At 44.9% G+C, this 22,655-nt stretch carries 21 protein-coding genes and 1 riboswitch; of the genes, 12 read left to right on the forward strand and 9 right to left on the reverse strand.

All coding sequences use genetic code 11. From position 1 onward, the window contains the following. Positions 1-46: 46 nt before the first annotated feature. From NST34_RS02060 to NST34_RS02070, 3 genes are all read right to left on the reverse strand, one after another. Positions 47-1,096 carry an ABC transporter substrate-binding protein gene (locus NST34_RS02060; protein ID WP_076300093.1) on the reverse strand — a complete coding sequence of 350 codons (1,050 nt, stop codon included), beginning with the start codon at positions 1,094-1,096 and terminating at the stop codon, positions 47-49. Positions 1,097-1,256: 160 nt separating this feature from the next. Then, a riboswitch (TPP riboswitch) is annotated at positions 1,257-1,367 on the reverse strand. A 149-nt stretch (positions 1,368-1,516) separates the two neighbouring features. Further along, positions 1,517-2,968 (reverse strand): hypothetical protein, encoded by a 1,452-nt coding sequence (locus NST34_RS02065; protein WP_341127032.1) that lies wholly within the window; start codon positions 2,966-2,968, stop codon positions 1,517-1,519. A gap of 80 nt (positions 2,969-3,048) precedes the next feature. After that, on the reverse strand, positions 3,049-4,263 hold the full coding sequence (locus NST34_RS02070) for an MFS transporter (protein WP_076300095.1): 1,215 nt from the start codon (positions 4,261-4,263) through the stop codon (positions 3,049-3,051). A gap of 161 nt (positions 4,264-4,424) precedes the next feature. Between NST34_RS02070 and NST34_RS02075 the strand changes: the two genes are divergently transcribed. The 6 genes from NST34_RS02075 (at position 4,425) to NST34_RS32065 (ending at position 9,960) form a co-directional block, all read left to right on the forward strand. Beyond that, positions 4,425-4,844 (forward strand): pyridoxamine 5'-phosphate oxidase family protein, encoded by a 420-nt coding sequence (locus NST34_RS02075; protein ID WP_076300096.1) that lies wholly within the window; start codon positions 4,425-4,427, stop codon positions 4,842-4,844. A 148-nt stretch (positions 4,845-4,992) separates the two neighbouring features. Continuing rightward, positions 4,993-5,667: a response regulator transcription factor gene (locus NST34_RS02080; RefSeq protein WP_341127033.1), complete on the forward strand. Its 675-nt coding sequence runs from the start codon at positions 4,993-4,995 to the stop codon at positions 5,665-5,667. Beyond that, positions 5,664-7,079: a HAMP domain-containing sensor histidine kinase gene (locus NST34_RS02085; protein ID WP_076300097.1), complete on the forward strand. Its 1,416-nt coding sequence runs from the start codon at positions 5,664-5,666 to the stop codon at positions 7,077-7,079. Before NST34_RS02080 ends, NST34_RS02085 begins: the two co-directional genes overlap by 4 nt. 802 nt (positions 7,080-7,881) lie before the next feature. Beyond that, a complete protein-coding gene (locus NST34_RS02095; protein ID WP_076285175.1) occupies positions 7,882-8,457 on the forward strand; it encodes a sigma-70 family RNA polymerase sigma factor in 576 nt (191 codons plus the stop codon). After that, complete coding sequence (locus NST34_RS02100; RefSeq protein WP_341127034.1) at positions 8,447-9,502, forward strand: hypothetical protein; 1,056 nt, start codon at positions 8,447-8,449, stop codon at positions 9,500-9,502. The genes NST34_RS02095 and NST34_RS02100 overlap by 11 nt, the downstream gene beginning before the upstream one ends. 329 nt (positions 9,503-9,831) lie before the next feature. Next, a complete protein-coding gene (locus tag NST34_RS32065) occupies positions 9,832-9,960 on the forward strand; it encodes a hypothetical protein (RefSeq protein ID WP_445667648.1) in 129 nt (42 codons plus the stop codon). Here the strand turns inward: NST34_RS32065 and NST34_RS32070 are convergent. Next, positions 9,957-10,145 carry a hypothetical protein gene (locus tag NST34_RS32070; protein WP_445667649.1) on the reverse strand — a complete coding sequence of 63 codons (189 nt, stop codon included), beginning with the start codon at positions 10,143-10,145 and terminating at the stop codon, positions 9,957-9,959. The genes NST34_RS32065 and NST34_RS32070 overlap by 4 nt on opposite strands. A 332-nt stretch (positions 10,146-10,477) precedes the next feature. Here NST34_RS32070 and NST34_RS02110 point away from each other — a divergent pair, with 332 nt between their 5' ends. The 4 genes from NST34_RS02110 (at position 10,478) to NST34_RS02125 (ending at position 13,314) form a co-directional block, all read left to right on the forward strand. Further along, positions 10,478-11,389 (forward strand): ABC transporter ATP-binding protein, encoded by a 912-nt coding sequence (locus NST34_RS02110; protein ID WP_042184378.1) that lies wholly within the window; start codon positions 10,478-10,480, stop codon positions 11,387-11,389. After that, a complete protein-coding gene (locus tag NST34_RS02115) occupies positions 11,386-12,102 on the forward strand; it encodes an ABC transporter permease (protein WP_076285176.1) in 717 nt (238 codons plus the stop codon). Before NST34_RS02110 ends, NST34_RS02115 begins: the two co-directional genes overlap by 4 nt. A gap of 2 nt (positions 12,103-12,104) precedes the next feature. Next, the gene (locus NST34_RS02120) at positions 12,105-12,839 is read left to right on the forward strand and encodes an ABC transporter permease (RefSeq protein ID WP_076285177.1); all 735 of its coding nucleotides are present in this window, start codon (positions 12,105-12,107) and stop codon (positions 12,837-12,839) included. A 109-nt stretch (positions 12,840-12,948) separates the two neighbouring features. Then, positions 12,949-13,314: an ArsR/SmtB family transcription factor gene (locus NST34_RS02125; protein WP_042184384.1), complete on the forward strand. Its 366-nt coding sequence runs from the start codon at positions 12,949-12,951 to the stop codon at positions 13,312-13,314. Between the two features lie 55 nt (positions 13,315-13,369). Here the strand turns inward: NST34_RS02125 and NST34_RS02130 are convergent, their stop codons facing one another. Continuing rightward, entirely contained in the window at positions 13,370-14,131 is a 762-nt protein-coding gene (locus NST34_RS02130; RefSeq protein ID WP_341127035.1) for a CPBP family intramembrane glutamic endopeptidase, read from the reverse strand. Between the two features lie 232 nt (positions 14,132-14,363). On the opposite strand from NST34_RS02130, the gene NST34_RS02135 reads away from it, so the two are divergent. Then, positions 14,364-16,610, forward strand: a complete 2,247-nt coding sequence (locus NST34_RS02135) for a heavy metal translocating P-type ATPase (protein ID WP_341127036.1) — start codon at positions 14,364-14,366, stop codon at positions 16,608-16,610. 71 nt (positions 16,611-16,681) lie between these two features. Here NST34_RS02135 and NST34_RS02140 read toward each other — a convergent pair whose 3' ends face one another. The 3 genes from NST34_RS02140 to NST34_RS02150 all read right to left on the reverse strand — a co-directional run bounded on the left by NST34_RS02140 (position 16,682) and on the right by NST34_RS02150 (position 18,811). Next, positions 16,682-17,644 (reverse strand): L-lactate dehydrogenase, encoded by a 963-nt coding sequence (locus NST34_RS02140; protein WP_341127037.1) that lies wholly within the window; start codon positions 17,642-17,644, stop codon positions 16,682-16,684. A 170-nt stretch (positions 17,645-17,814) separates the two neighbouring features. After that, positions 17,815-18,315 (reverse strand): CcdC family protein, encoded by a 501-nt coding sequence (locus NST34_RS02145; RefSeq protein ID WP_341127038.1) that lies wholly within the window; start codon positions 18,313-18,315, stop codon positions 17,815-17,817. 235 nt (positions 18,316-18,550) lie between these two features. Continuing rightward, on the reverse strand, positions 18,551-18,811 hold the full coding sequence (locus NST34_RS02150; protein ID WP_042184394.1) for a GlsB/YeaQ/YmgE family stress response membrane protein: 261 nt from the start codon (positions 18,809-18,811) through the stop codon (positions 18,551-18,553). 249 nt (positions 18,812-19,060) lie between these two features. Between NST34_RS02150 and NST34_RS02155 the strand changes: the two genes are divergently transcribed. Continuing rightward, on the forward strand, positions 19,061-20,110 hold the full coding sequence (locus NST34_RS02155) for a lactonase family protein (protein ID WP_076300104.1): 1,050 nt from the start codon (positions 19,061-19,063) through the stop codon (positions 20,108-20,110). 129 nt (positions 20,111-20,239) lie between these two features. Here NST34_RS02155 and NST34_RS02160 read toward each other — a convergent pair whose 3' ends face one another. Next, a complete protein-coding gene (locus tag NST34_RS02160) occupies positions 20,240-22,507 on the reverse strand; it encodes a poly(ethylene terephthalate) hydrolase family protein (RefSeq protein WP_341127039.1) in 2,268 nt (755 codons plus the stop codon). Between the last annotated feature and the right edge of the window lie 148 nt (positions 22,508-22,655).

Consider the following 22,655-nt stretch of genomic DNA (forward strand, 5'->3'; position numbering starts at 1 on the left):
CAAAAAGCCAACTTTGATAACGAAGTAATTCATTTATAATTGTTATTTACTCCGCCGGTAAAAAATCATTCGTGAATGCACTAGCTGCATCCAGCGGTTTGTCCAGCAGCTTCAAATCATACATCCAGTCGCCGTAATTCTGCCAGACCTCGGTTTTTTGCTCTCCCCAGCGTGGGGCGTCGTCCTTATATTTCGGGCTAAGCCATTTTTGGCTAGCTAGGACAAGCTCGGCATCAAGGTCAGGCACAGCCTTGGATAATGTAGCGGCAGCCTCTTCTGGATGATCAATCGCATATTGATAACCCTTCGATGTGGCTTTCAGGAAAGCCTTCACCAAATCTGGATTCTCAGAAATCTGCTTCTCACTCGTGGTCAGCACAGGGGTGTAATAATCGAGCTGAGGCGCATAATCCTTCAAGTAGAGCATATCCAGAGGCTCACCACGCAGTTCGGCTTCAATACCGGTCCAAGCGTAGAAGATCCAAGCGAAATCAATGTCACGTTTGACTGCAGTAAAATAGTCAGCTTCACCAATACTGATTAGCTTCACCTTTTTCACATCGCCACCAACAGGGTCCATGATCGCCTTCATGGCTGCTTCCTCAGCGGGAGAGCCCCAACCTCCGTAAGTTTTACCCTCAAAATCTTTTGGTGATTTAATCTTGCGATCCACTGGAGCGGCGAATCCCGAAGTATTATGCTGAATAATGGCTGCAATCGAGACAAGGGGAACGCCTTGTAGACGAGCTAGAGTCAATCCTTCCTGAGCGCTGATTCCAAAAGCAGCTTCGCCAGAGGTAACCATAGTATCAGAACCCGCTGCGCCAGGTTGAACGATTTCTACATCCAGACCTTCTTCCGCGTAATAACCAAGATCCTTGGCTACGTATAGACCGGTGTGGTTCGTATTCGGTGTCCAATCCAGTGCAACCTTAACTTTGGTAAGCTCTTTTGGAGCATTTGATCCGGTCGCTGCATTCGATTCCGCAGCATTTCCTTTGTTTCCGGCTGTATTCCCATTGTTGCTGCCGCATCCGGCAATCGCAAGAATGAGCATACAGGTGAGGCCAAGCATAAGTACTTTTTTGACTTGCATGTCTTCTTCTCTCCTTTAAGGTTGCCAGATCCCGTCATCCAACATGAACCATAAAGTGTAGTATGTACATTTCTTCTACATCTTTTGTGATCTACACAAAAAAAGCGCCCCGAGTGATCGGGACGCTGGCTTGGCGCAAGGTTAGTAAAGGTCACAGGGACCAAAACCAATTGGCGATTCCTACGCTGGCATTATCCAGATCAGGTATAAGGGTCAGTATCTTGTGGGATACAATCTCAGCCGGCCAATTCCAGCACCCCTGGTTCTATGAAGTTAACGGGTATTTCTCGCTTAAACGCTAATCGTCTTTATAAGGACGCTGAAGGCGTTTATGCTTGCATACGGTGTATTATAGACGGCTGTTCTCGGAATGTCTAGTAGCACGCTCCTAAATTTTTCAAATCTCTCCGTCCGTTTTCATTAATCCAGATCTTTATGTTTCTTGCGATGACGCCGCTTAAGCTCAGTAACCAGAGCACCTAGCGTAAGGACAACACTGATCATTATCCCGCTCATAATCACGAAAAGAGCAAGAAACTCAAAGGGGGAATAGCTAACCATCTTACTCCATTGAATCTTTCCATCCAGATCGTCAATGACTTGATTCATGCCATAAATCCCACTTACCACCGTAAATACAGTGAGGATCATCAGCAGATTATCCCGGCGCTTCGACTGGAACTTATCTTGATACTGAAAAAGGTCAGTCAAGGTTTCTTTTACTTCCTCGAACAGAGCGTCGTTCCCGTATACTTTACGCAGCTGAAGAAAAATCTCCCGTCCTTGCGACTGTGAAATCAGCTCCAAGAAATAGAACTTTGCCGAGAATTTATTAATCGAGTAGATTAAATTATCGATCTCATCATAATCGTGGTTTATGCGTAGTCGGGAATGCATATTTGCCAGCTTTAGCAGAACGATTTTGTGGAAAATATTGAGTAGAAATCCGTAATAATATTGCCCGTACATCTGGTTGGCGAGGCTAACGGCGATCTTTGGTTCAGCTCGGGTTAGACAGCAAAAGGTCTGCTCATTCATCATATAATACGAGTCTGGGCCCCATCGATTATAGGAATGCTCATGACAGTAGTTCGCAATATACGCTGGATCGCTGGCACTGGCATAGGGCTTCCCGTTCAGATCAATTCCATCAAGCTGAGAGGCGCGATAGCGCATATTTATACTAATCTCATCAGAATCTCCTTCACTTTGAAAGCCATAAAAGGCTTGCACCTGCATTCTTTCATCTACGAAAAAGGGAAGGGTCTCGAAATAAGCCCCATTGATATCCGAGTGATCCAGAAAAGGCTCCAGTCCATCCACCAGATTTCGGAAGACAAAATCCTCTACCATCTCATAGGTCTGTTCCCCGCAATGGATATAGGTGTAGTCATCCTGTACGAAGGTATTCTCAAGCGTCCGGAAGCGGTCCGCGAATTCCAGTGCAATACTAAAGGGAATCGAATCCCCCTCAAGCTGGACACGTATCGTCACAAATCCAAGCTGAAAAGGACATATGAATATATCCGTCGAAAGAATTTTAAAAAATATAGACTGCTGAGGAATCTCTAGAATACAGTCCAGATTATTGACTCTGGAAAAGCGGCAGAAAGAGTCTACGTCCTTCTTGCGTGGAAAAAGAATGTGTGCAGCAAACGGTAAATAGGTGCGCTCCATCCGTTCATGGGAAACACAGTGGCCTTCTCCGTAATAGGCATTTTCTAACTCTTTATTATCCAGAAAAAAACGTGTGAAGCCATCATCCTGCAATTGTTGGATAAGCTTCTTAGAATCGCCCTTTTTTATTGAAAAGGGAAAAATAAACTGCATAAGCGCAGTATGTAATAAAGGCTCAGTTGAAAGCTTATCCATTCATCGTCCATCCTTGTGCTCAGAATATGCTTATAGATGACATTACCCTAAAAGGATTAGGTTGATACCATATTAACATTCTAAATACTGGAACTCTTTCTTTGCACTGCTTGCCTGGATTGGAACCTCCATGCGGCAATGCTCAGCAAGAACAAGAAGGCGGCAAAACCGGCAAGTAACCCAGCAGTTTGTGCCACTTTTAGATGGTCCATAGACCAGCCCATAAATAGGGGCAGCAGAGCTCCGCCGACACCTCCAGCAGCGATCATTATGCTGGGTGTTGATTCTTCGGCTCCTGGCAGCATCTTGCTGGAGAAGACTAGAGCTATGGAGAAAATACCGGACATAAATAGCCCAAGTAGCATAATTACGATGAATGCAGCTAATAGATTATCTGTGAACGGAAAAAGAGCCAGCAGTAACAAGGTCAGTAAACAGCTACTTAAAATATATACACGGTAAGAAATTTTCTCTGCAATCACTCCAGCAAACAATCTTCCCGTAGACATAGCTAGCCAAAAGAAAGTGACTGTCAGCGCCGCCGCAGATTCTGTCATCCCTAGCTTGGCGATAAAGATGGCGGGCATAAAGTTGACCAGACTCATCTCCGTACCTACATAAAGAAAGAAGAAAAGGATGAAGATGCCCAGCAGAATCCATTGTTTCCCTTTATACGGAAGCTGTGTGCTGGACTGCGAGGAATGTGCGGATGCTGAGACTTTGCGAGGTGCTCGCTCGTCCAGTATGCGCTGCAGATTCCCAAAATGGCCTCTTCCCCAGAGAATGAGGGAAAGTAATGAGAAGCCAGCGACAATTAGGAATGCCAATCTCCATGCTCCGTTAGCAATGAGCGGACTGGCGATAAGAGGCATTACAAGTGCTCCTATCCCAAATAGGACTTCAAGTCGGCTCATCGCAATCGCGGTTCCTTCTGTCACAGCTCCGATAATGATGGTGCCGATGACGGCTTCGATCATACCGAAACCAAAGCCAGCCGCAACAGCAATGACATACATCCACTCCCAAGGGGGTAGAAAAGCATACGCAATCTCAGCAGTCAGGAGAAGAGCGGTGGCGATAATGATGCCTCCTCGTTTCCCAAAACGGCGATTGAGTAGGGGAGAGACAAGCACACCAGCCAGAAAACCAGCAAATTGACTAAAGATTAATTGCCCGCCGGCACTATAATTTTGGTCATAATGCTGTAGCAGAACGGGAAGAATAGATCCCAGCACTACATGAGCAAGGCCAATGACAAAGTAGGAAAGACAGCCGATCCAGATCAGTTTTTTCACGAAGTAAGCCCCTTATATTGAAAGTAGTTTATGGAGTAAGGTCGGATTCAATGTGAACCTGAAGGGTACATTATAATAAGCACCATTGTTATGATAAATCCAAACGGTGAGCTTGGATATATAAACTTTTGTTTACATGCTTGAAGGGAGAGATTTACGTAATGGATAACAAACAACTGGAGCAACTCATTATTAGAGCATTGGATGACAACAAGTTTGGTTCCTTTGGTACGATCGAAGAAGGAAATAAGCCGAAAGTACGTTACATGGCCATTTTCCATGAGGATTTGAAGATTTATTTAGCTACGAATCGCAAAACTCATAAGGTGGAGGAATTATCGAATAATCCGAATGCTTTTTTGCTGCTTGGATATGAGTCAGGCGGAAGCAAAGACGTGCTGGAGATTGAAGCCACCGCTACCGTTTCTAAGGATGAAGGGCTGCGCACAAAGGTGTGGAACAAAGAGCTGGAGCCATGGTTTACAGGGCCTGATGACCCTAATTATGTGATTCTTGAACTTACTCCAACGCGTATTGAGTATGTTGGCAGTGATAAAGAGCACGGCGTGTGGACTCCCTAAACCAATTTAAAATCGATTCCGAAAGCCTTCCTATCCCCCACGGGTTTAGGAGGGCTTTTTTAAAAGATAAGTCCCTGAGTGACCTGTTAAAACATGTTATAATGACTTCAACTTTTTACGTAATTTCTCAGGGGAGGACTTAAAATACATGACCGTTACTCTGTTATATATTGAAGATGATCATGAAATCGGCAGCGTCGTGTCTGCGGATTTAAGTGAGCGTGGTTATAGTGTGCGTTGGCTGCGGAGCGGGGAGGGAGCGACGGAGGAAGCGGCGCCTTGTCAATTGGCCATTCTGGATGTAATGCTTCCGGGCCTGGATGGCTTTACTGTCGGACAACGATTGAAGCGGGCGTACCCTAAGATTCCGATCTTGATGCTCTCTGCGCGAACCTCTATTGATGATAAACTGCAGGGGCTTGAATTCGCCGATGATTATTTGACGAAGCCTTTTCATCCGGATGAATTGGCTGCCAGAATTGAAGTGTTGCTCAGGCGGAATGGGGCATCTGTTCAGGATTCGCTCACGCTTAAACACCTAGTCGTATATGAAGGGGATAACCGAGTAATAAATGCTCAGACACAGGAAGAAGTCATGCTTACGGGTAAGCAATTTCAGATTTTTTCTTATTTGCTGCGTCATCTCGGCCAGATTATGACGAAGGAGCAGATTTATGAAGCCGTCTGGGGAGAAGCCTATCTCGAAGGGGATAAAACTTTAATGGTACATATACGATATTTGCGCGAAAAGTTAGAACTTGATCCGGGCAATCCCGAAATTATAGAAACTGTCCGGGGGATCGGATATCGGGTAAGAGCATGAGGGGGTTAGGGCGCATTCGCAAGCAGCGTAACTCCTCTTTGCTATCGGGATATTTGCTTATTATTGTTTCTGCACTGCTTTTTATCCCTGTGGTCCTGCCGTTATCTTTTGTTCTCTACAATATGGTTAATGAAGTGACTAAAGGGGCTCCAACTGTAGACACCTCTCTGTATTCGAGTGTTGCAGCGCTGGAGACCATGTGGCATAAAGAGGCGCTTCAATTAGAAGATGCTTCTTCAGAAGGCATAAATGAGCGGCTACATGAAATGAGCCGGAAATACACTGAGGCTACTATGTTTTGGGTAGATGGGCAGGGAATGACCCAGTTGATTCTCACACCTGATGAAGGCAATCCGGATCATGGCAGCGGAGTTCCGGAGCAGTGGACGGCGGCTGAGGCTATTTTTTTTATGAAAGAAAGTACAAAACGTGATCCTTTAGCCATCGTCGCCTTCATGGGAGACCGAGTGGATGCGGGTAAAGGGTTTATGGTAATGCAAATTCCAAACAAGCTGCTCAACAAAGGGGCTTATGGGGGAGTCGGGGCTTGGGCTTTGTATTACTTTGTGCTCTTTGTACTTTTTGGAGGGTTCGCACTGGTTTCTTTGCTGTTCTTTAGAAAAATACGCAAACGGCTACTACAGCTGCAAACCGCGATGACGATTACGGGACCGGATAGAATGCCTAAGTCTATTATGACGGGCAAGCTGGATGAGATTGGCAGACTGGAGGAAGCTTTTAACACGATGGTGGCGAAGCTTGACGAAAGTCGAAAGAGGGAAATCGAAGAGGAAGAGCTGCGTAAACGTCTAGTATCTAACCTATCTCATGATTTGCGTACACCACTAACGGTTATTCGCAGCCACATCCATGTAATGACTAAAGAGAGCTTAACCCCGCAAGGACAACAGTCCTTAGAGCTAATGGATAAGCGTATAGCAGATCTTAGCGTCTTGATCGAGAATCTTTTATCCTACAATCTCCTCAACAGCGGACGAATCACTTTGAAGAAGGAGCGTAAAGATGTCTTGCGCTTGTTGCGGGAAAGTGCTGCTGCTTGGTACCCCGTATGGGAAAAAGAGAACTTCGAGATCGATATTGACTTGGAGGCTGATCCGCTGTTCTGGATGGTGGATGAGGTCTGGTTCCGCCGTATTCTTGATAATCTGTTTCAGAATATTGTACGTCATGCCAGCAGTGGTCTTTATGTAGGGATTTCTACGGAGTCCCGTAATGGGCAACGTGTTATTTTGATTACGGATCACGGCAGAGGTATCCAGAGTCCATCCGATTACAAAGGGGCAGGATTAGGGCTGTCCATCGTGGATCTGTTAATGAAGCATATGGAGTTAGAGTGGGATATGGAGAGTACAGGAGATGGAACTTCCGTAGTAATCTTTAATCCGCTGTAGAAAGAAAATAAAATCTTAGACTTACCATCGTCATTAAGCTCTCACGGGAAAAAAATAGTCAATAAAAACGAGCTCAACGGCACCTGTTTTAACAACTAACGAGCAGAATAGCGTAATATATTTGGTTGTAGTTATAATGTTTAATAGGGCTATTTAATGGTTCCAATTCTCAGGAGTTACCAATGACCTGTGTTGAAATATTTCGAAAAGGGGCAAGTTGTGTGAAAAAGACTGAAAAAATATACAATACTGCAGTAGAGGCAACTTTAGAGGTGATGGTGGGAAATGGAAACCTGTTATTCTCTTTCATCTGACATTCGGTAAGAAACGTAATAATGAATTTAAGAGCTGGAGTCTAAAGGAACTCCTACATCTGATGTGCCGTTGGGGGGATTCGCATATAGAGAGAAAGTACGAGGGAAAGGCTACCGTTCTGGCTAATTCAATGCTTACAGGGGCCCCGCCAACATTTTAACGAAAATATACGCTAAGGACTATCCAATAAAACAAAAGCCGGGTTTTCCTACTCTAAGGAATCCGGCTTTTGTTTTATTCTCGTAGTGGACGTAATGTTTAATACTTGATACCCCTTTACGACAGCAAGTGATCAGTGTGATTAGACTGAAAAATAAAGCACTAGACAGGCCACGGCTGCCATATGGGGCGTTGCACTTCTGGTAGTCTTCCTGATCGATGGCCGCCGACAATCAGCCTTTTGCAAAAAAAAACAAAGGAAACCGAACTTTTTTTTGATAGAGAGACAATATAGTGTGTAAGCAGCTTACTTAGGAGGGCCCTCTGAATGCAAAGTGAATACATGTACCAGTTACTCATAAAAATGAAAGACGGTGATCAACAGGCGTTTCATACGATGTATGATGCCACCTATCAGGACGTCTACCGGACAGTCTCCTTTCTGGTGGATCATCAGCAGGATCGGGAAGATGTCATGAATGAGATCTATATGCAAATGTGGACATCACTAGCTAACTACGATTCGAACCGACCTTTCCACTTCTGGCTACACGGCTTGGTAATCCGTCAAGTGCAGAGATTTCGGGTCAAGAGCTGGCGGAGATTCCGAATTTTTGAACGCATTCGTGCCTTCTCTCGGGAAGAGTCTCATTGGGATCAACCTGCTGTGTTGATGGATGGGACGAACCAAATGATATCGAAGGCAATCCAAAAACTGACCGACAAACAGCGAACGGTGATTATCCTCCGCTTTTTTCACGACTATACTCTTGAGGAAATCGCGACATTGCTTGATATTCCGCTGGGTACAGTCAAGTCCAGATATCATGCTGGCCTTCAGGCGCTTCGAAAAAACTTATGGAATCTCCCCCCAGAAAGGATGGAAAAGATCAATGCTAACTGAACGCAAAATCCGTGAACATCTGCACAAAGAGGCAGAAACTATGGAGTGCCCTCCGGCTATTTCCAAACGAATAGAACAATCCTATTCTCAATATTTGCAACCAAAAAGGAGCGGAATAACCATGAAAAAACGATTAATTGGTGGAATAGTTGCTGCTGCGATTTTAATTCCAACCGCAGCATATGCGGCCCCTACCCTGATTGAAATGTTTACTAGAACACCAATGACTGCTGAACAAGTCAAGGTGGATGAGGTTGGCAAAGCAACACTTGAGAAGCTGTATAGCACATTTCCCGAAACAAAATCTTTTGAGATAATCGATGCAAGCAGCGTTCAAGGTGTCCAAACAAGCATCATACTGCAGGAAAAAGAAGGAACCGGTAAAAAGATTACCCTTCATACAAACAGTATTACGGGTGCGATTGAACACGTGATTCAAGAGAACTGGGAGCCTAAAGAGAAGCCAATCACTACTTTATCCGATCAGGAAATCAAGTCGAAGGTAGATTATCTAATTGATAAAATGTATGGCAACATCGAAGAGTACGAATTTGCTATGGAGAAAATGGAGAACCCGGATCAAAAAACGTTTATGTTGAATTACACCAAAAAGGGATCAAAAACACCGTTCTATCAGGTATTTGTTCAGAGCAATACAATCAGTGTTTCTCTGATCGGAGGTGAGACTACACCTTCAAACATTAAAGTAGAAGGTTTTTTCTCTAGAAATGGTAAGCCTGATTATTCTGCTGATGCCTATCTAAATGATGCAAAACTGTTTTCTTTACTAAAAATTAGCCCAGAAGAATTAAAACAAGAATTAGCAAAAGGTAAATCTGTTGTGGAGATTGCAGCATCTAAAAATGTCTCTAAACAACAAGTAATTGATGTCATTGCAAAAACACAGGTTGATGGACAAATTCAAGGTGAAATTAATGGTGAAGTTCCTAAAAGTAATCGTTCAAATGAACAACAGTTAAAAGCTATTGAACCAAAAGTATTACAAATTATTGAACACAAAAATGAAACACCATCGAAGAAATAACAAGTCAAGGCGCATGAGGTATAGAACCCAATGGATAATCCAGAGCCAAAAACGATCATGTTGAATTACACTAAAAAGGACAAGGACTGAACTAAACTGTTCTTCCAGGTATTTGTTCGAGGCAATACAATCAGTGTTGGGTTGGTCGGAGAATAGGAGTACAAAAACCTCGATTCTGAATGGTGACCCGTAAGATGGAACACTTTTAAAAAGTGTCCCCTCCTGCGGGTCATTTGTGTTTAATCAAAAGCACGAATGGACAGAACGGAGATTCTTAGGCGTAAAATTAGAAACGCTGCAAAGCTTAAAACCACATAAAACAAAACCAAATGTTGAGCACGTATAAGGTAGGCATTCTTAATTTATACGGTAATTTACGGGATGACTTTACGCTTGCGGAAGTCGTCAAAGATGTTCATAAACATTTCTTCGGTATCGACGAATTCGTGAAAGCCTAAACGTCGAGCCGTAGTTCCGTCGGCAAAAAAATCGTAGTCCCATGCAAATCGCCGAATAGCCAAGAGGATACGTCTTTATAGGAATGCCGAGCAAGCCTATGCTTCTCAATCATTTTGTTCCAAAGCTGCTCCTTGTCCGCCATGACAACGTCTAGAGACATCTGCAACGGAGGCGCTGTTTCCATGCCAAAGTATTGAGCGATTTTCGGCTATAACTCATTCCAACGAAACAGGTCGCCGTTCGTAATGTTGAATGCCTGATTCGCACAGCGCTCGTCGATCGCCGCCCATACTGTTGCCTTTGTGAGAAGCCGCAGACTACAGAAGGACGGAGTGGCTACCAAGTCCAAGCCTTACCCTTATGCCGTTGTTCTAAGAAATCTTGCTGATTAAACAGCGGCGGTCTAGGACTTTATTTTCATTGAACATCCATATCGTCAAATTTAAACAAAACTTAAACTTCGTGCCGCCTTGTTCTTAACCTTGGGACGTTATGCTAATTACCGAGGTGAGGAACATGAAAGAAACAGTGATTGAAACGAAGGATTTATTAAAAAAATACCGTGGCCGGGCTGCGGTGGAAAATTTAAATTTGAACATCCGCAAGGGAGAGATCTATGGCTTTCTTGGCCCGAACGGGGCAGGGAAAACAACAACAATTCGTATGCTGCTTGGACTGATCACTCCAACATCAGGAAGGATTGAAGTCTTCGGCCAGGATCTTCGCAAGCATAAACTGCAAATTTTGCGGAAGGTAGGGTCGCTTGTCGAGTCTCCATCCTATTACGGGCACTTAAGCGCTGTGGATAATCTTGAAGCCATCCGGCGTATCCTTGGTGCTCCGAAGTCACGGATTGCTGAGGTGCTAGATATTGTTTCCTTAACAGGGGAAGAGAAGCGTCCAGTTAAAGGGTTCTCCCTTGGGATGAAGCAGAGACTAGGTATTGCTGCTGCCTTGCTCGGGGAACCGGAGCTGCTTATTCTGGATGAGCCGACGAACGGACTTGACCCGTCAGGGATTCAGGAAATTCGCGGACTGATTAAACGATTGCCGCAGGAGCAAGGGATTACCGTCGTAGTATCCAGTCACTTGCTTAGTGAAATTGAGCAAATGGCGGATACCGTAGGGATTATTCGTCAAGGGCAAATGGTGTACCAAGATAGTATAACGAATCTGCAGCGGCAAGCCGGGGGAGAAATGCGGTTAGCAGTCTCGGACCCGGAGGCCGCGCTGCGTCTTGCTGAAGAACGGGGGTACACAGGGATACTTCAAGACCAAAAGCTAGTCTTCTCCCGGATGATCGATGCAAGAGTTGCCTTGTTAGTCAAAGCCTTGGTAGAGAATGGGCATGCTATTTATCGTGTAGAGGAGCGGAGACAATCACTTGAGGACTTCTTCCTGCAGGTTGTAGGAGGAGAGGAATCATGATGTGGCGGGCACTGTCGGCGGATTGGCTCAAAATCCGTGGCAAGGGACTCTGGTTTCTAGTGTTTCTTGGACCGCTTGGACTTGTAGCCATGCAAGGCTTGAACTTCGGCCTTCGTTATGATTATCTTCGCGAGCAGTATAGTGCAGATTTATGGGGTGGGCTTCTGAACAATGTGGCTGCATTTGTGCCCATTGCTCTCTTTCTTGGAGGGACCTTAGTATGCTCGTTGATTGCAAATGTAGAACATCAGATGAGCTCGTGGAAGCAGCTCTTGGCACTACCTATCTCACGTACTTCAGTATTTATGGCTAAGCTGGTGTTATGTTTGGTGCTAGTGGCGGTTTCTTGTTTGTTGCTCTCGGTGGGTACAGTTGGTTTAGGGCTTGTTTTGGGCTTCAAGGTCGAACTGATTCCGTATTTGGATGTGTTACGAATTGGCTTTATGTCCTATATTGCAGCATTGCCGGTTATTGCTTTGCAGCTGTGGCTTTCTCTGGCTAACCGTAATCAGACATTGCCAGTTGCTCTTGGAATAACCTTATCTCTGGTGTCTATCTTCTCCATGTTACTTTCGGAGTGGGTTCCTTTAACATGGCCATATATGGCTTGGGAATCTTCGCATCGTCTCTTATTTAGCGGTGCAGGGTTGCTGCTGGGGCTGCTGATTCTTTTGCCGGGTGCACTGCACTTCGCACGAAAGGATGTGGATTAACGATGAATTCATTTTGGAGAGTGTTGTCGGCAGAACGATTAAAAATGTCTAAATCATATGTCTGGCTTTTAGTTATAGGCAGTCCGATTTTAGCATTACTTCCCGGGGCATTGGCGGATAATCAAGGGGAGAAGATGAGTTGGGAACTGTTGTTAAATGTGATGTCCATGATGCATGCCTTGCTGTTTCTACCTGTGCTTTCGGGTATTTTCGCAGCGCTGATCTGTCGTTATGAGCATCATGACGGAGGCTGGAAGATGTTGCTGTCTCTGCCTGTGACTCGGTTATCAGTGTACCTCTCAAAATATGTGATGATTATCGGATTGCTGGCTGCGGTTCAACTAACGTTCCTGGTGATGGTGCTGGGAATGGGTTTTTTCCGAAATATTCCGGATTCGATCCCTTGGTCGCTGCTGCTTAGCTCGGTATTTGGCGGCTTTATTGCCTGTCTGCCACTCGCTGCACTGCAACTGGCTATCTCTCAAGGCTGGAGCAGTTTTGGCGCACCGCTGGCGCTGAATGTGAGTCTGACCATTCCTAATATGCTGATCGCCAATTCTTCAACCTATGGCCCCTATTATCCTTGGGTACAACCGATGTTGGCTATGATGCCGTATGGTGATGACACGTTTGGGGCTTTTAATTTACCGTTCGAAACGCTGATGATGGTAGTGGGCGGTAGTTTTATTGTGTTTTTTGCGGCAGGACTATTCTCCTTTTATCGTAAAGCGGTCTGATTTACAGCGATTCTTATAAACGCCTTCTCCATGGACATCCAGAGCTGGTTTTCATATAATTGAGGAAAACAATCAGCAAAGCTGACTAGCTGGTGGAGGAGGCGATAGCATGGAGCCAACGGCATTAGAAGATTGCGATAACACATGCAAGGGTTCGGAGCTTGAACCGGAATCCATTGCATTGATTCTGCCTGACCGAGAAATAACGGATAAAATGGCAGAGATGTTCAAAGCGTTGGGTGATCCCACACGAGTGCGGCTCATTTACGCTTTGTCCCAGAAAGAATTATGTGTACACGATTTGTCCGTGATCCTTGATATGGGACAATCTGCGATATCCCATCAGCTCCGTTATTTACGGAATTTACGAATTGTGAAGCGTCGTAAAGAAGGAAAGACGGTATTCTATTCGCTCAACGATGCGCATGTAGAGCAGATTTTTCTGCAGACGCATGAACATGTCCGTCATGAATAGCTGTACTTTTCAAAAAAGAGCGGTTCTCCGATTATTGGAGAACCGCTCTTTTGCGTTAACTAGATTGATTTAGGTTGCTCGATAGGGTTGGTTTTCTAAAGGATAGAGCCAGCCAGAGACAATGCACAGCGAGTACGAGAAGGATGAATAGATCGATCCCCATATATTCGCTTGTATTATCGTTACCAACAAACTGAATTAGATTATGTACAAAATGAAACAATATCAGCGGTAGAATATTATTATTTTTCAGCATCAACAAGGTAAGCACAAAACCGATCAGAAGAGAATATACGAGCTGTAGGAGGATTTGCGTCATGTCTGTACCGGATAAAGCATTAAGCAAGTGGGTAATAGAGAAGAGTATGCTTGAAGTAATCACAGCCGTTTTAGCGCCCTTAGTGAGTAAAGTCTTGAAAATCAATCCGCGGTAAATACTTTCTTCCACAAAGGCTACAAGCAGGGTGAAGAAGATAAAGAACAACACCTCAGACCTACTGATCTCACGAAAACCTTTAAAGGATATGGTGATCAGGACGACAGCTAGAGGTGCGTAATAAATCCACTTCCCAGAGGAAATGGTATTCAGAGGACGGAAGCCAAGATCACTCCATTTGTTCTTAACCGTGAAGTAGATGATCAGTACAAGCGCGATTGGAATAAAGGAGATCAGTACAGGGGCGGTATACGAAAGCTCTTTAATTGTAGCGTAAGTCCCGGCGGCAGATACAGCTAAAAGTAACAGCACCTCAATAATAACAACGGTCCAAACTGGGTATTTCTGTGAAAAAGAAGACGTCTTGGCTAGCTTTGACATGGTCTACATTCATCCTTCCTTCTGTGTAATTTAGTTGCCAATTCATCTCGGGTGCAATCATACATGATTTACCATATTTTCACGAAAAAATCAATTTATTTAATTTTTATGAGAGCGGAGAAAAATGGTGTATATGACGTATTGACCTTCAAAAATAAAGGGAATATAATAGCAATAAGAAAACATATGAACAAGTGCTCATATATGGTTTTTATTTGAGGAGATGTGCCGTATGGATACGATGCAAGGAAAAGTAAAACGTCAGTGGGAATTAGAAGGCTTAGATTGCGCCAATTGCGCAAGGAAAATCGAAGATAAAGTGAAGAAAATCGAGGGCGTATCGTCTTGTTCCGTTAATTTTGTTACGAAGACAATGACGATGGAAACCGCCGCAGGTTATGAGGAATCGGCGATTGTTGAAGCAAAGAAAACGGTGAAGGCGCTTGAGCCCCATGTAAATGTAAGAGAGAAGACTCAGGGCAGTCGCAAGCTGCAGAATAACGGTAGTCATAAGCATGGAGAGGATCACAAACATGGCCATGAACACGATCATCAGGCTGCAGACGGACATAAGCATGATGATGCGGATGGTCACAGCCATGGCCACAGCCACGAGCATGGAGAAGGCGATACCCGTAAGATTCTACTGCGGTTAGGTGGCGGTGGGATACTCGCGCTTGCCGGAATATTCTTACCGGTGGAGGGTGTAGTAGAACTGCTGATTTTCTTAGCAGCCTATCTCATCGTGGGTAGTGAAGTTGTCTGGCAGGCGGTTAAGAACATTATCCGGGGTCAGGTATTTGATGAGAATTTCTTGATGGCTCTTGCAACCATCGGTGCTTTTGCGATTGGTGAGTATCCAGAGGGCGTAGCGGTTATGCTCTTTTACCAAATCGGAGAGTTGTTCCAAGGTCTAGCAGTAAACCGTTCACGTCGATCTATCACGGCACTTATGGATATCCGTCCCGAATTTGCTTACCTTAAGCTTGGAAATGATCTAAAACGAGTCTCTCCTGAGGAAGTGTCGATCGGTGATGTGATTGTTGTGAAACCGGGTGAGAAGGTACCTCTGGACGGAACGATCCTTGAGGGAAGCGCCATGATGGATACATCAGCACTTACCGGGGAGTCTGTACCGCGTTCGGCTGGACCGGGAAGCACAGTATTAAGTGGATTTATTAATCGAAACGGCGTTATTACGATGCAAGTCACACAGACCTTTGGTGAATCAGCCGTATCCAAAATTCTGGAGTTGGTACAGAATGCTTCAAGCAACAAAGCCAAAACAGAGAACTTTATTACTAAGTTTGCACGGGCTTACACACCTATAGTAGTGATCACAGCTGTGCTGCTAGCTGTCGTTCCTCCGTTAGTGATTAGCGGGGCAACCTTCTCAGATTGGATTTACCGGGCGCTTGTATTCCTCGTAATCTCCTGTCCATGTGCGCTTGTGGTCTCGATTCCACTTGGTTTCTTCGGAGGGATTGGAGCAGCTTCACGCAGTGGTATTCTGATTAAAGGAAGCAACTATCTTGAAGCGTTAAATGATGTGAAAGTAGTTGTCTTTGATAAGACCGGAACGTTGACTAAGGGGCAATTTAAGGTTACAGGAATTTATCCGTCAGGTGGCAAGTCTAAGGATGAATTGCTGCAGACAGCTGCTTATGCGGAGAGCCATTCGAACCATCCGATTGCCGAATCGATTAGGGCGGCTTATGGAGAACAGATTTCTAAGGAAACGATCTCGAATTACAACGAAATCTCCGGTCATGGAATCGAGGTTTCGATTGAAGGCAAGACCGTACTTGCAGGTAACGCGCGTCTGATGGAGCGAGAGGGCATAACTTATGACGTGCCAGCGCAAAGCGGTACAGTTGTTCACATCGCGGTGGATCATCAGTATGGGGGTTATCTGGTGATTGCTGATGAAGTGAAGGAGGACTCGCAGCAGGCTATTCAGAGCCTCAAGAAGCTTGGCATCCGTAAAACGGTGATGTTAACTGGCGATGCTTCTTCTGTAGCTGAAGATGTTGGGAAGCAGTTAGGTGTAGATGAGGTTCACGCGGAGCTTTTGCCGCAGCATAAGGTAGAGGCCATCGAGAAGCTGGATCGTGAAAAGTCACATCGCGAGAAAATTATTTTTGTCGGTGATGGAATTAACGATACCCCAGTACTAGCTAGAGCAGATGTTGGGATCGCAATGGGCGGACTGGGCTCCGATGCTGCGATTGAAGCGGCAGATATTGTAATTATGACCGATGAACCTTCGAAGATTCCTGTTGCTATCGGCATTGCCAAGCGTACACGGATGATCGTATGGCAAAATATTATTTTCGCTTTAGGTGTTAAAGCTATATTTCTTATTCTCGGCGCATTTGGGATTGCCACGATGTGGGAGGCTGTATTCTCAGATGTTGGGGTAACCGTGCTGGCTGTACTGAACAGTATCCGAGCATTAAAGGTTAAAGATCAAGGATAAAAAAATCGCTCTTTAGGGTATTGGTGTTATCTACCGATCCCCAAAGAGCGATTTTTTCCGTTTGCAGGAGATTAAATGCTGTCTTCCAAGTGTAGGCTCTCAATGCCTGAGCGAACAATGCTGCAGGAGGCGTTGAATTTCTCCGCTTCATCTGTGTTTAGGTTAAGCTCCAGTAGTTCTTGAATTCCAGTGTTGCCAATAATGGCAGGTACGCCGGTACATATACCACTTTGCCCGTACTCTCCATCCAGAATTGCGGATACGGCAATGATCTTATGCTCATCATTCAGAATGGAACGAGTAATGTAAGCCAGTGCGCTGCCAATACCGAAATGTGTGGAGCCTTTTTTGGTAAATATCTCCCAGCCCGCATCTTTGGTCTTGCGGGAGATATCCTCCAGATCCAGATGCTGGAACCGCTCGCGATGCTGATCCATAATTTGCAGGATGGGCTTGCCGCCAATCGTCACATGTGACCAAGCTACAAACTGGGATTCACCATGTTCTCCAAGTGCGTAGCCGTTTACGCTGCGTGGATCGATGGAGAAAACATCAGACAGTAGTGTCTTTAGGCGCGAGGAGTCAATGGAGGTTCCTGTACCAATAATTCTGTGGCGAGGCAGCCCTGATATTTTCCATACCATATAAGTGACAATATCGACTGGATTAGCGGCGACTACGAATATTCCATCGAATCCCCCAGCCATAATGTTGGTAATAATTTCTCTAGTAATGACTGCAGAAGCTTCCAGGACGTCAAGTCTTGTCTGCCCTGCCTTTGGATTAGCGCCGGCGGTTAAGATAACTACATCCATTCCTGCGCAGTCGCTATGGGTTCCGGCGTACACCTTGGTGCGTGTGTTTGTGAAATCCATGCAGTGTGAGAGATCAAGTGCTTGTGCCATAGCGCGGTCATAGGTGCGGTCGATCATCATGATCTCGTCGCAAATTGCCTGATTGACCATGGAGTAGGCGCAGCTGGAACCGACCATCCCGGCACCGACGATGGCAACTTTTCTTGATTTACTTTTCAATTGCCTTGACCTCGCTTTCTATTGTTAGGTATGCATATATTTTAACGTATCCCTCCACAAGTTACCTAACATCGGACACAAAAATGTTTTTTCCTACAAGGTATTCATCCACGTAAGAAGCCATCTCAATCGTATGAATTGAAATGGCTTCTTAGAATAACAATATATACTTATGACTGTAAGGACTGTGCCTCCGAGGAGGTCATAGCTTTATAACGTTTGTACATAAAGAATCTCCAGTGAAGAATCATTCCGAAGGCTAAGATGAAGAATAACCCACCGGACTGAGGGATACTGACATAACTATTAATAAATTCATGAAGTAAGGTGCGAACTAAAAGGAGTCCGAGCAGAATGAAAGCAAAGCTCTTAGAACGCTGAGCATAAATTTGTCCATCCCGTTGTTCGAAGTTTGTGCTGCGCATTAGAGGATACGCGAAGATGAACCAGCCAATCAAAAAGGCGAGTGCTGCCCACCATAAAGGAAACCTAACTTCAGGTACAACGAACATGGCAAAGCCAGTCGACATCCCGAGAGGTGGAATCCATATTTTTCGAATGGTAACCGGACGTGCGCTAGCTTTTAGACGAATGAAAATAACCATTAGCGCCATGAGCAAGGTCCCTATAGTGGAGCCGATATGTAGGAGTGAGGGGTTAATGCTACCCATGATTCACGACCTCTCTATGATTTGAGTCACTTGTATCTTCATTATAACAGAAAAACGATGGCAGAACATTGAAGTGTAGCGGCTGTATAGAGGTAGTAGCTCCGTGAAAAGCACTGCATACTACATTAAGTAGAAAGAGGCCGAAAACACCAAATAGCAGGTCAAGGTAGTTAACCTTGACCTGCTATTTGTTTAATAATATAAGTAGTCCAATAATTATTGGTTCAGCCTGAGCTTATGAACGGCTACGTCCATTTGTTGAGCGAAGAATAAGGCTGACGATAAAGATCAGAACAACGGCCCCGATCAAAGAAGGGAAGAAATAGAAATCACTTACTTTAGGTCCCCAGCTTCCCAGAAGCACACCACCGAGCCATGAACCGATAATACCTGCGATAATGTTACCAATTACCCCGCCTGGAATATCTCTGCCCATAATCAGACCCGCTAACCAACCAATGATCCCACCAACAATTAACATCCATAAAAAACTCATGTTACTTCAACTCCTTCGTTTTGTTGTTTTCGATGTCTACTATTAACCTTGCCAATCATGTTTAAACCACTTGTAAAAACTTACTACTGCCGGGAGAGTTAGGAAATGGCTTCAAAATTGAACTCGATAATGTATTACAACTATAAACATGCTATAGTGAAAAAATATTATAAAATACTGAGTGAGTTGCTATCAGTAAAGGGTAATTAAGAAGTGAATACAATTTATACAAACAAAGGAGTCGCTACTATGGAACGGCTTAATGAGGTATTGTTTTATGTGGGAACGTACAACCCTGAAGGTGAGGAAGCTATTCTACTCTGCTCACTTAGTCCTTCATCAGGGGAAATGAAGATTCTTGAGGGTACTAAGGGCATTGAGAATCCATCGTTTTTAGCAGTAAACAGCACAGGCAGCGTGCTCTATGCGGTTAGTGAGAAGGATGAGGGCGAGGTCTATGCTTTTGCTATTGATCCTGTTACTAAAGCGTTGAGTCCACTTGGAAGTCGTCCTACGGAAGGTGGCGCTCCTTGTTATGTCTCGATCAGTCCTAAGCAAGATTACATATTCGTCTCTAATTATTCCGGTGGCAATGCCAACGTATTTCCTGTAAATGAGGATGGTTCGCTTCAGGTCATGTCTGATCAAGTGAAACATGTAGGTTCAGGAATTCGTGAAGACCGTCAGGAAGCTCCGCATCCACACTCCGTCATTCCGGATGGAAGCGGCAAGCATATACTGGTTTGCGACTTGGGACTGGATCAAATCCTGATTTATCGCCTTGAAGAAGGTAAGTTGTCTAAGCATCGGGAGATTAATCTTCCACCAGGTTCAGGCCCACGCCATCTGGCGGTACACCCTTCAGGACAATGGATTTATCTGGCGAATGAACTAAACTGTACCGTAACGGTATTTGCTAATGATGAGCAGAATGGAAACCTCAGCATTTTACAGCATGTCAGCACGCTTCCAGAGCAATATAATGCGGGTAGTGATGATACAGCTTCCGATATTCATGTATCGCCATGTGGTAAATTCTTGTATGTCTCAAACCGGGGACAAGATAGTATCGCCTTGTTCCATATTGAGGGTTCAACAGGTCATCTTGAAGCGGTAGATTGGCAGGTTACAGGCGGACGTACTCCGCGTAATTTCGCCATTATTGGTGGCAAGCTGCTCGCTGCGAATCAAAATAGTGATATTATTACTTCGTTCTCCATCGATAGTGACAGTGGCAGATTAATTCCTACAGGGAACGAGCTGAAGATAAAGACACCGGTCTGTATTCAAGCCGTGTAGGCTGGGAATAGGTTATTGTATGTTTCAATATTAGGGGCTATTCCCCGAAATTCATCAAAATAAAAGGCCTTCCAATCAGCTGTACATGTGCTGAGGGGAAGGCCTTAAATGGTATAATGGCAAGTTACCTTAAAACATATTTCGAATTCCTAGATCGTAAAAGCCTATGTCATCTAGCATGATTTTATCTCCCTCGGCTTCAAGGTAGAAGGTGATTTCCGTCAGGTTCTCAGGCTCTAGCTCAGGTTCTTCCTCCTGAAACTGTTCAAACGGCATCTCATAGGTCTGAAATATAGCTTCGGACAGATCACCGTACTTCCCATCATTAATCCGTTCTTCAAGCCATGGGAATAACGTGAACTGAGTTTGCGGAAGTGGAAGAATATCCATTACCTCACTTAACGGCAAGCGTGCTGAGGTATCATTTTTGTCGGTTAACTCAACCTCTACATTGGGAGGTAGCGGAATACTTAGTTCATCTTTGATATCACCATTGAGGTTTGCTAAGGAAAATGTAAGGCCATCTGCGTCTGAAAGGGCCATTTCAGTAACAATACTGTCTTTAAGCTTAATGTTGTAATAAGCTTCCTCGTCTTTTTTGGCTGTGCGTTCAAGAACGACACCATATGTGGCTTTGCTCTTCGATTCACGATCCTTCGCGAGCTCTTCCGACCAGGATAATCCGGATGCTTCTGCTGTTCCGAGATTAACGGTATTCTTGTTGCGGTCCTCGTCAAATGTGGCTACTGGCCGATATCCCCCATCCTGGAATCGATTGTAGTAAGTGGTCTCCGGTAGCCATTTCAGTCCGCTGCGGTAATCCCGGAACAAGCTCTGGTATTCGTCTTTTCCATGCAAAGTGGTCTCCAGAAAAGCTGACACATACACTTTAGCGATTTGCCGCTGCTTGTCTGCATCCATAATTTGCGCTCGATTTAAAAAGAGGCCAGCAGGTAATGTCTGATCATACGCGCCCCAATCGCTGTTGAATTGACTGTGATTGGCGTCCGCAATATACAGCGAGCTTTTGAAAGCGGAGGATCCTGGAGAATAGGAAGTACGTATATACTGCCGATCACCATAGAAATCATGTACATCCCCATCACGAGCCCCTTGCAGAGTCAAATAATTGACATCCTTGAGACGGGCTTGCTGATCGTCTATCGTTTTGTCCGTAGGGGCAAGGGCGACCACAGAGGCTATATTAAAACGATCTACTGCCTTCATAACGGGATCATTTTTGAACCAACGTTCGGCGTCTGCTGCCATAGCAACAGCTTGTCCTCCACGGCTATGGCCGAGCAGGGCGGTTTTTGTGAAATCTATTTTTTGATAAAAAGGATTGTCTGGTTCATCCGAGAAAGCTGCTAGCTGTTCCAGGTGTTTCAGAATGATCCAGGTCCGTACTTTGAAATCATTGTCCGGAATACCGGACCAAGCAGAATAGTTCAGGAAATTCTCATCCAGGGAAATTGCGATAAACCCCCGGCTGGCCAAGAGTTCACCGAGATAAGCGTACCCTCCGTCAGAGTAATCTTCCATCATATGATTTCCGTGCACCATCAGAACTACCGGATAGGGACCTTCGCCCTCAGGCATCCATACTCGGCCGTTCAGTGGAAGTGCATTATAATCGAAACCCCAGAATAAAGTGCGGAGTTTTGACCAATCCTTAATATAAGCAGAAGCATCTACTGTAGAAGAGATCACATTGGTATCCTTGCCGTATTCGGTCCGATGCAGATCCTTACCGCTGGCATAAGTGAAGGTCTGATAGGCTTGATTGCCACGTTGTGACGGACTTGCGGCTGTCAACGGAATCACATCGGAATCACTGATATCAATGGGTTCCAAAGTAGGTATTTCCTGCACTCCGTTTGCCAGAGCAAGTTGGGAAAAAGTTACCGTAATGGTAAGCAGAAGTCCCATGGTTATTCTTTTGCTGCGCAGCAGACCGATGGCTAATCCGCCCAATGCACCTAATACTGATAGTAGAACAGCAATGAGAACCGCAGCTTCAATCTCAAAATCTGCGTAATATAAGATTAGTAGAATCGCTCCAACATCGCTCAATACACAACCTGCGAATAATCGTGGGATGCGCAGTCCGGTCAACGCGATCAGTACAGCAATGATATTGCTGGCAATGGCCAGCAGAATGGTACTCGTACCTGCAGCAAGTGCAATATCTGTTGGCACCCCTAATCCAGTGGGTATACCTAATACGGCAGTGGTGAAGGCTAAAAAGCAAACGATCCAAAGACCAGCGATTGCTGTCCTCCAGACCGTTGTATCATAACGGTAAGTTCCCCTAATTCTTCGACTAATTTCTTGAGTCATTCTCCTATGAAGCCGTGGTCTTATCGGCGCAGGGACGTACTCTAAATCCATACCCATGATTCTCACTCCCGACATTAAGCGGTAATTTCTCTAGACCATAAGCTGTAGCAATAATATTACTTTATAGCATCAATAACAAGTGGATCTTACAGGAACCCACACCATTGCCTGTATAGCGTGGGATTTGAAAGATTCCTTTGTCATT

The sequence above is a fragment of the Paenibacillus sp. FSL H7-0714 genome (assembly GCF_038003765.1).
Taxonomy (GTDB): Bacteria; Bacillota; Bacilli; order Paenibacillales; family Paenibacillaceae; genus Paenibacillus_AQ.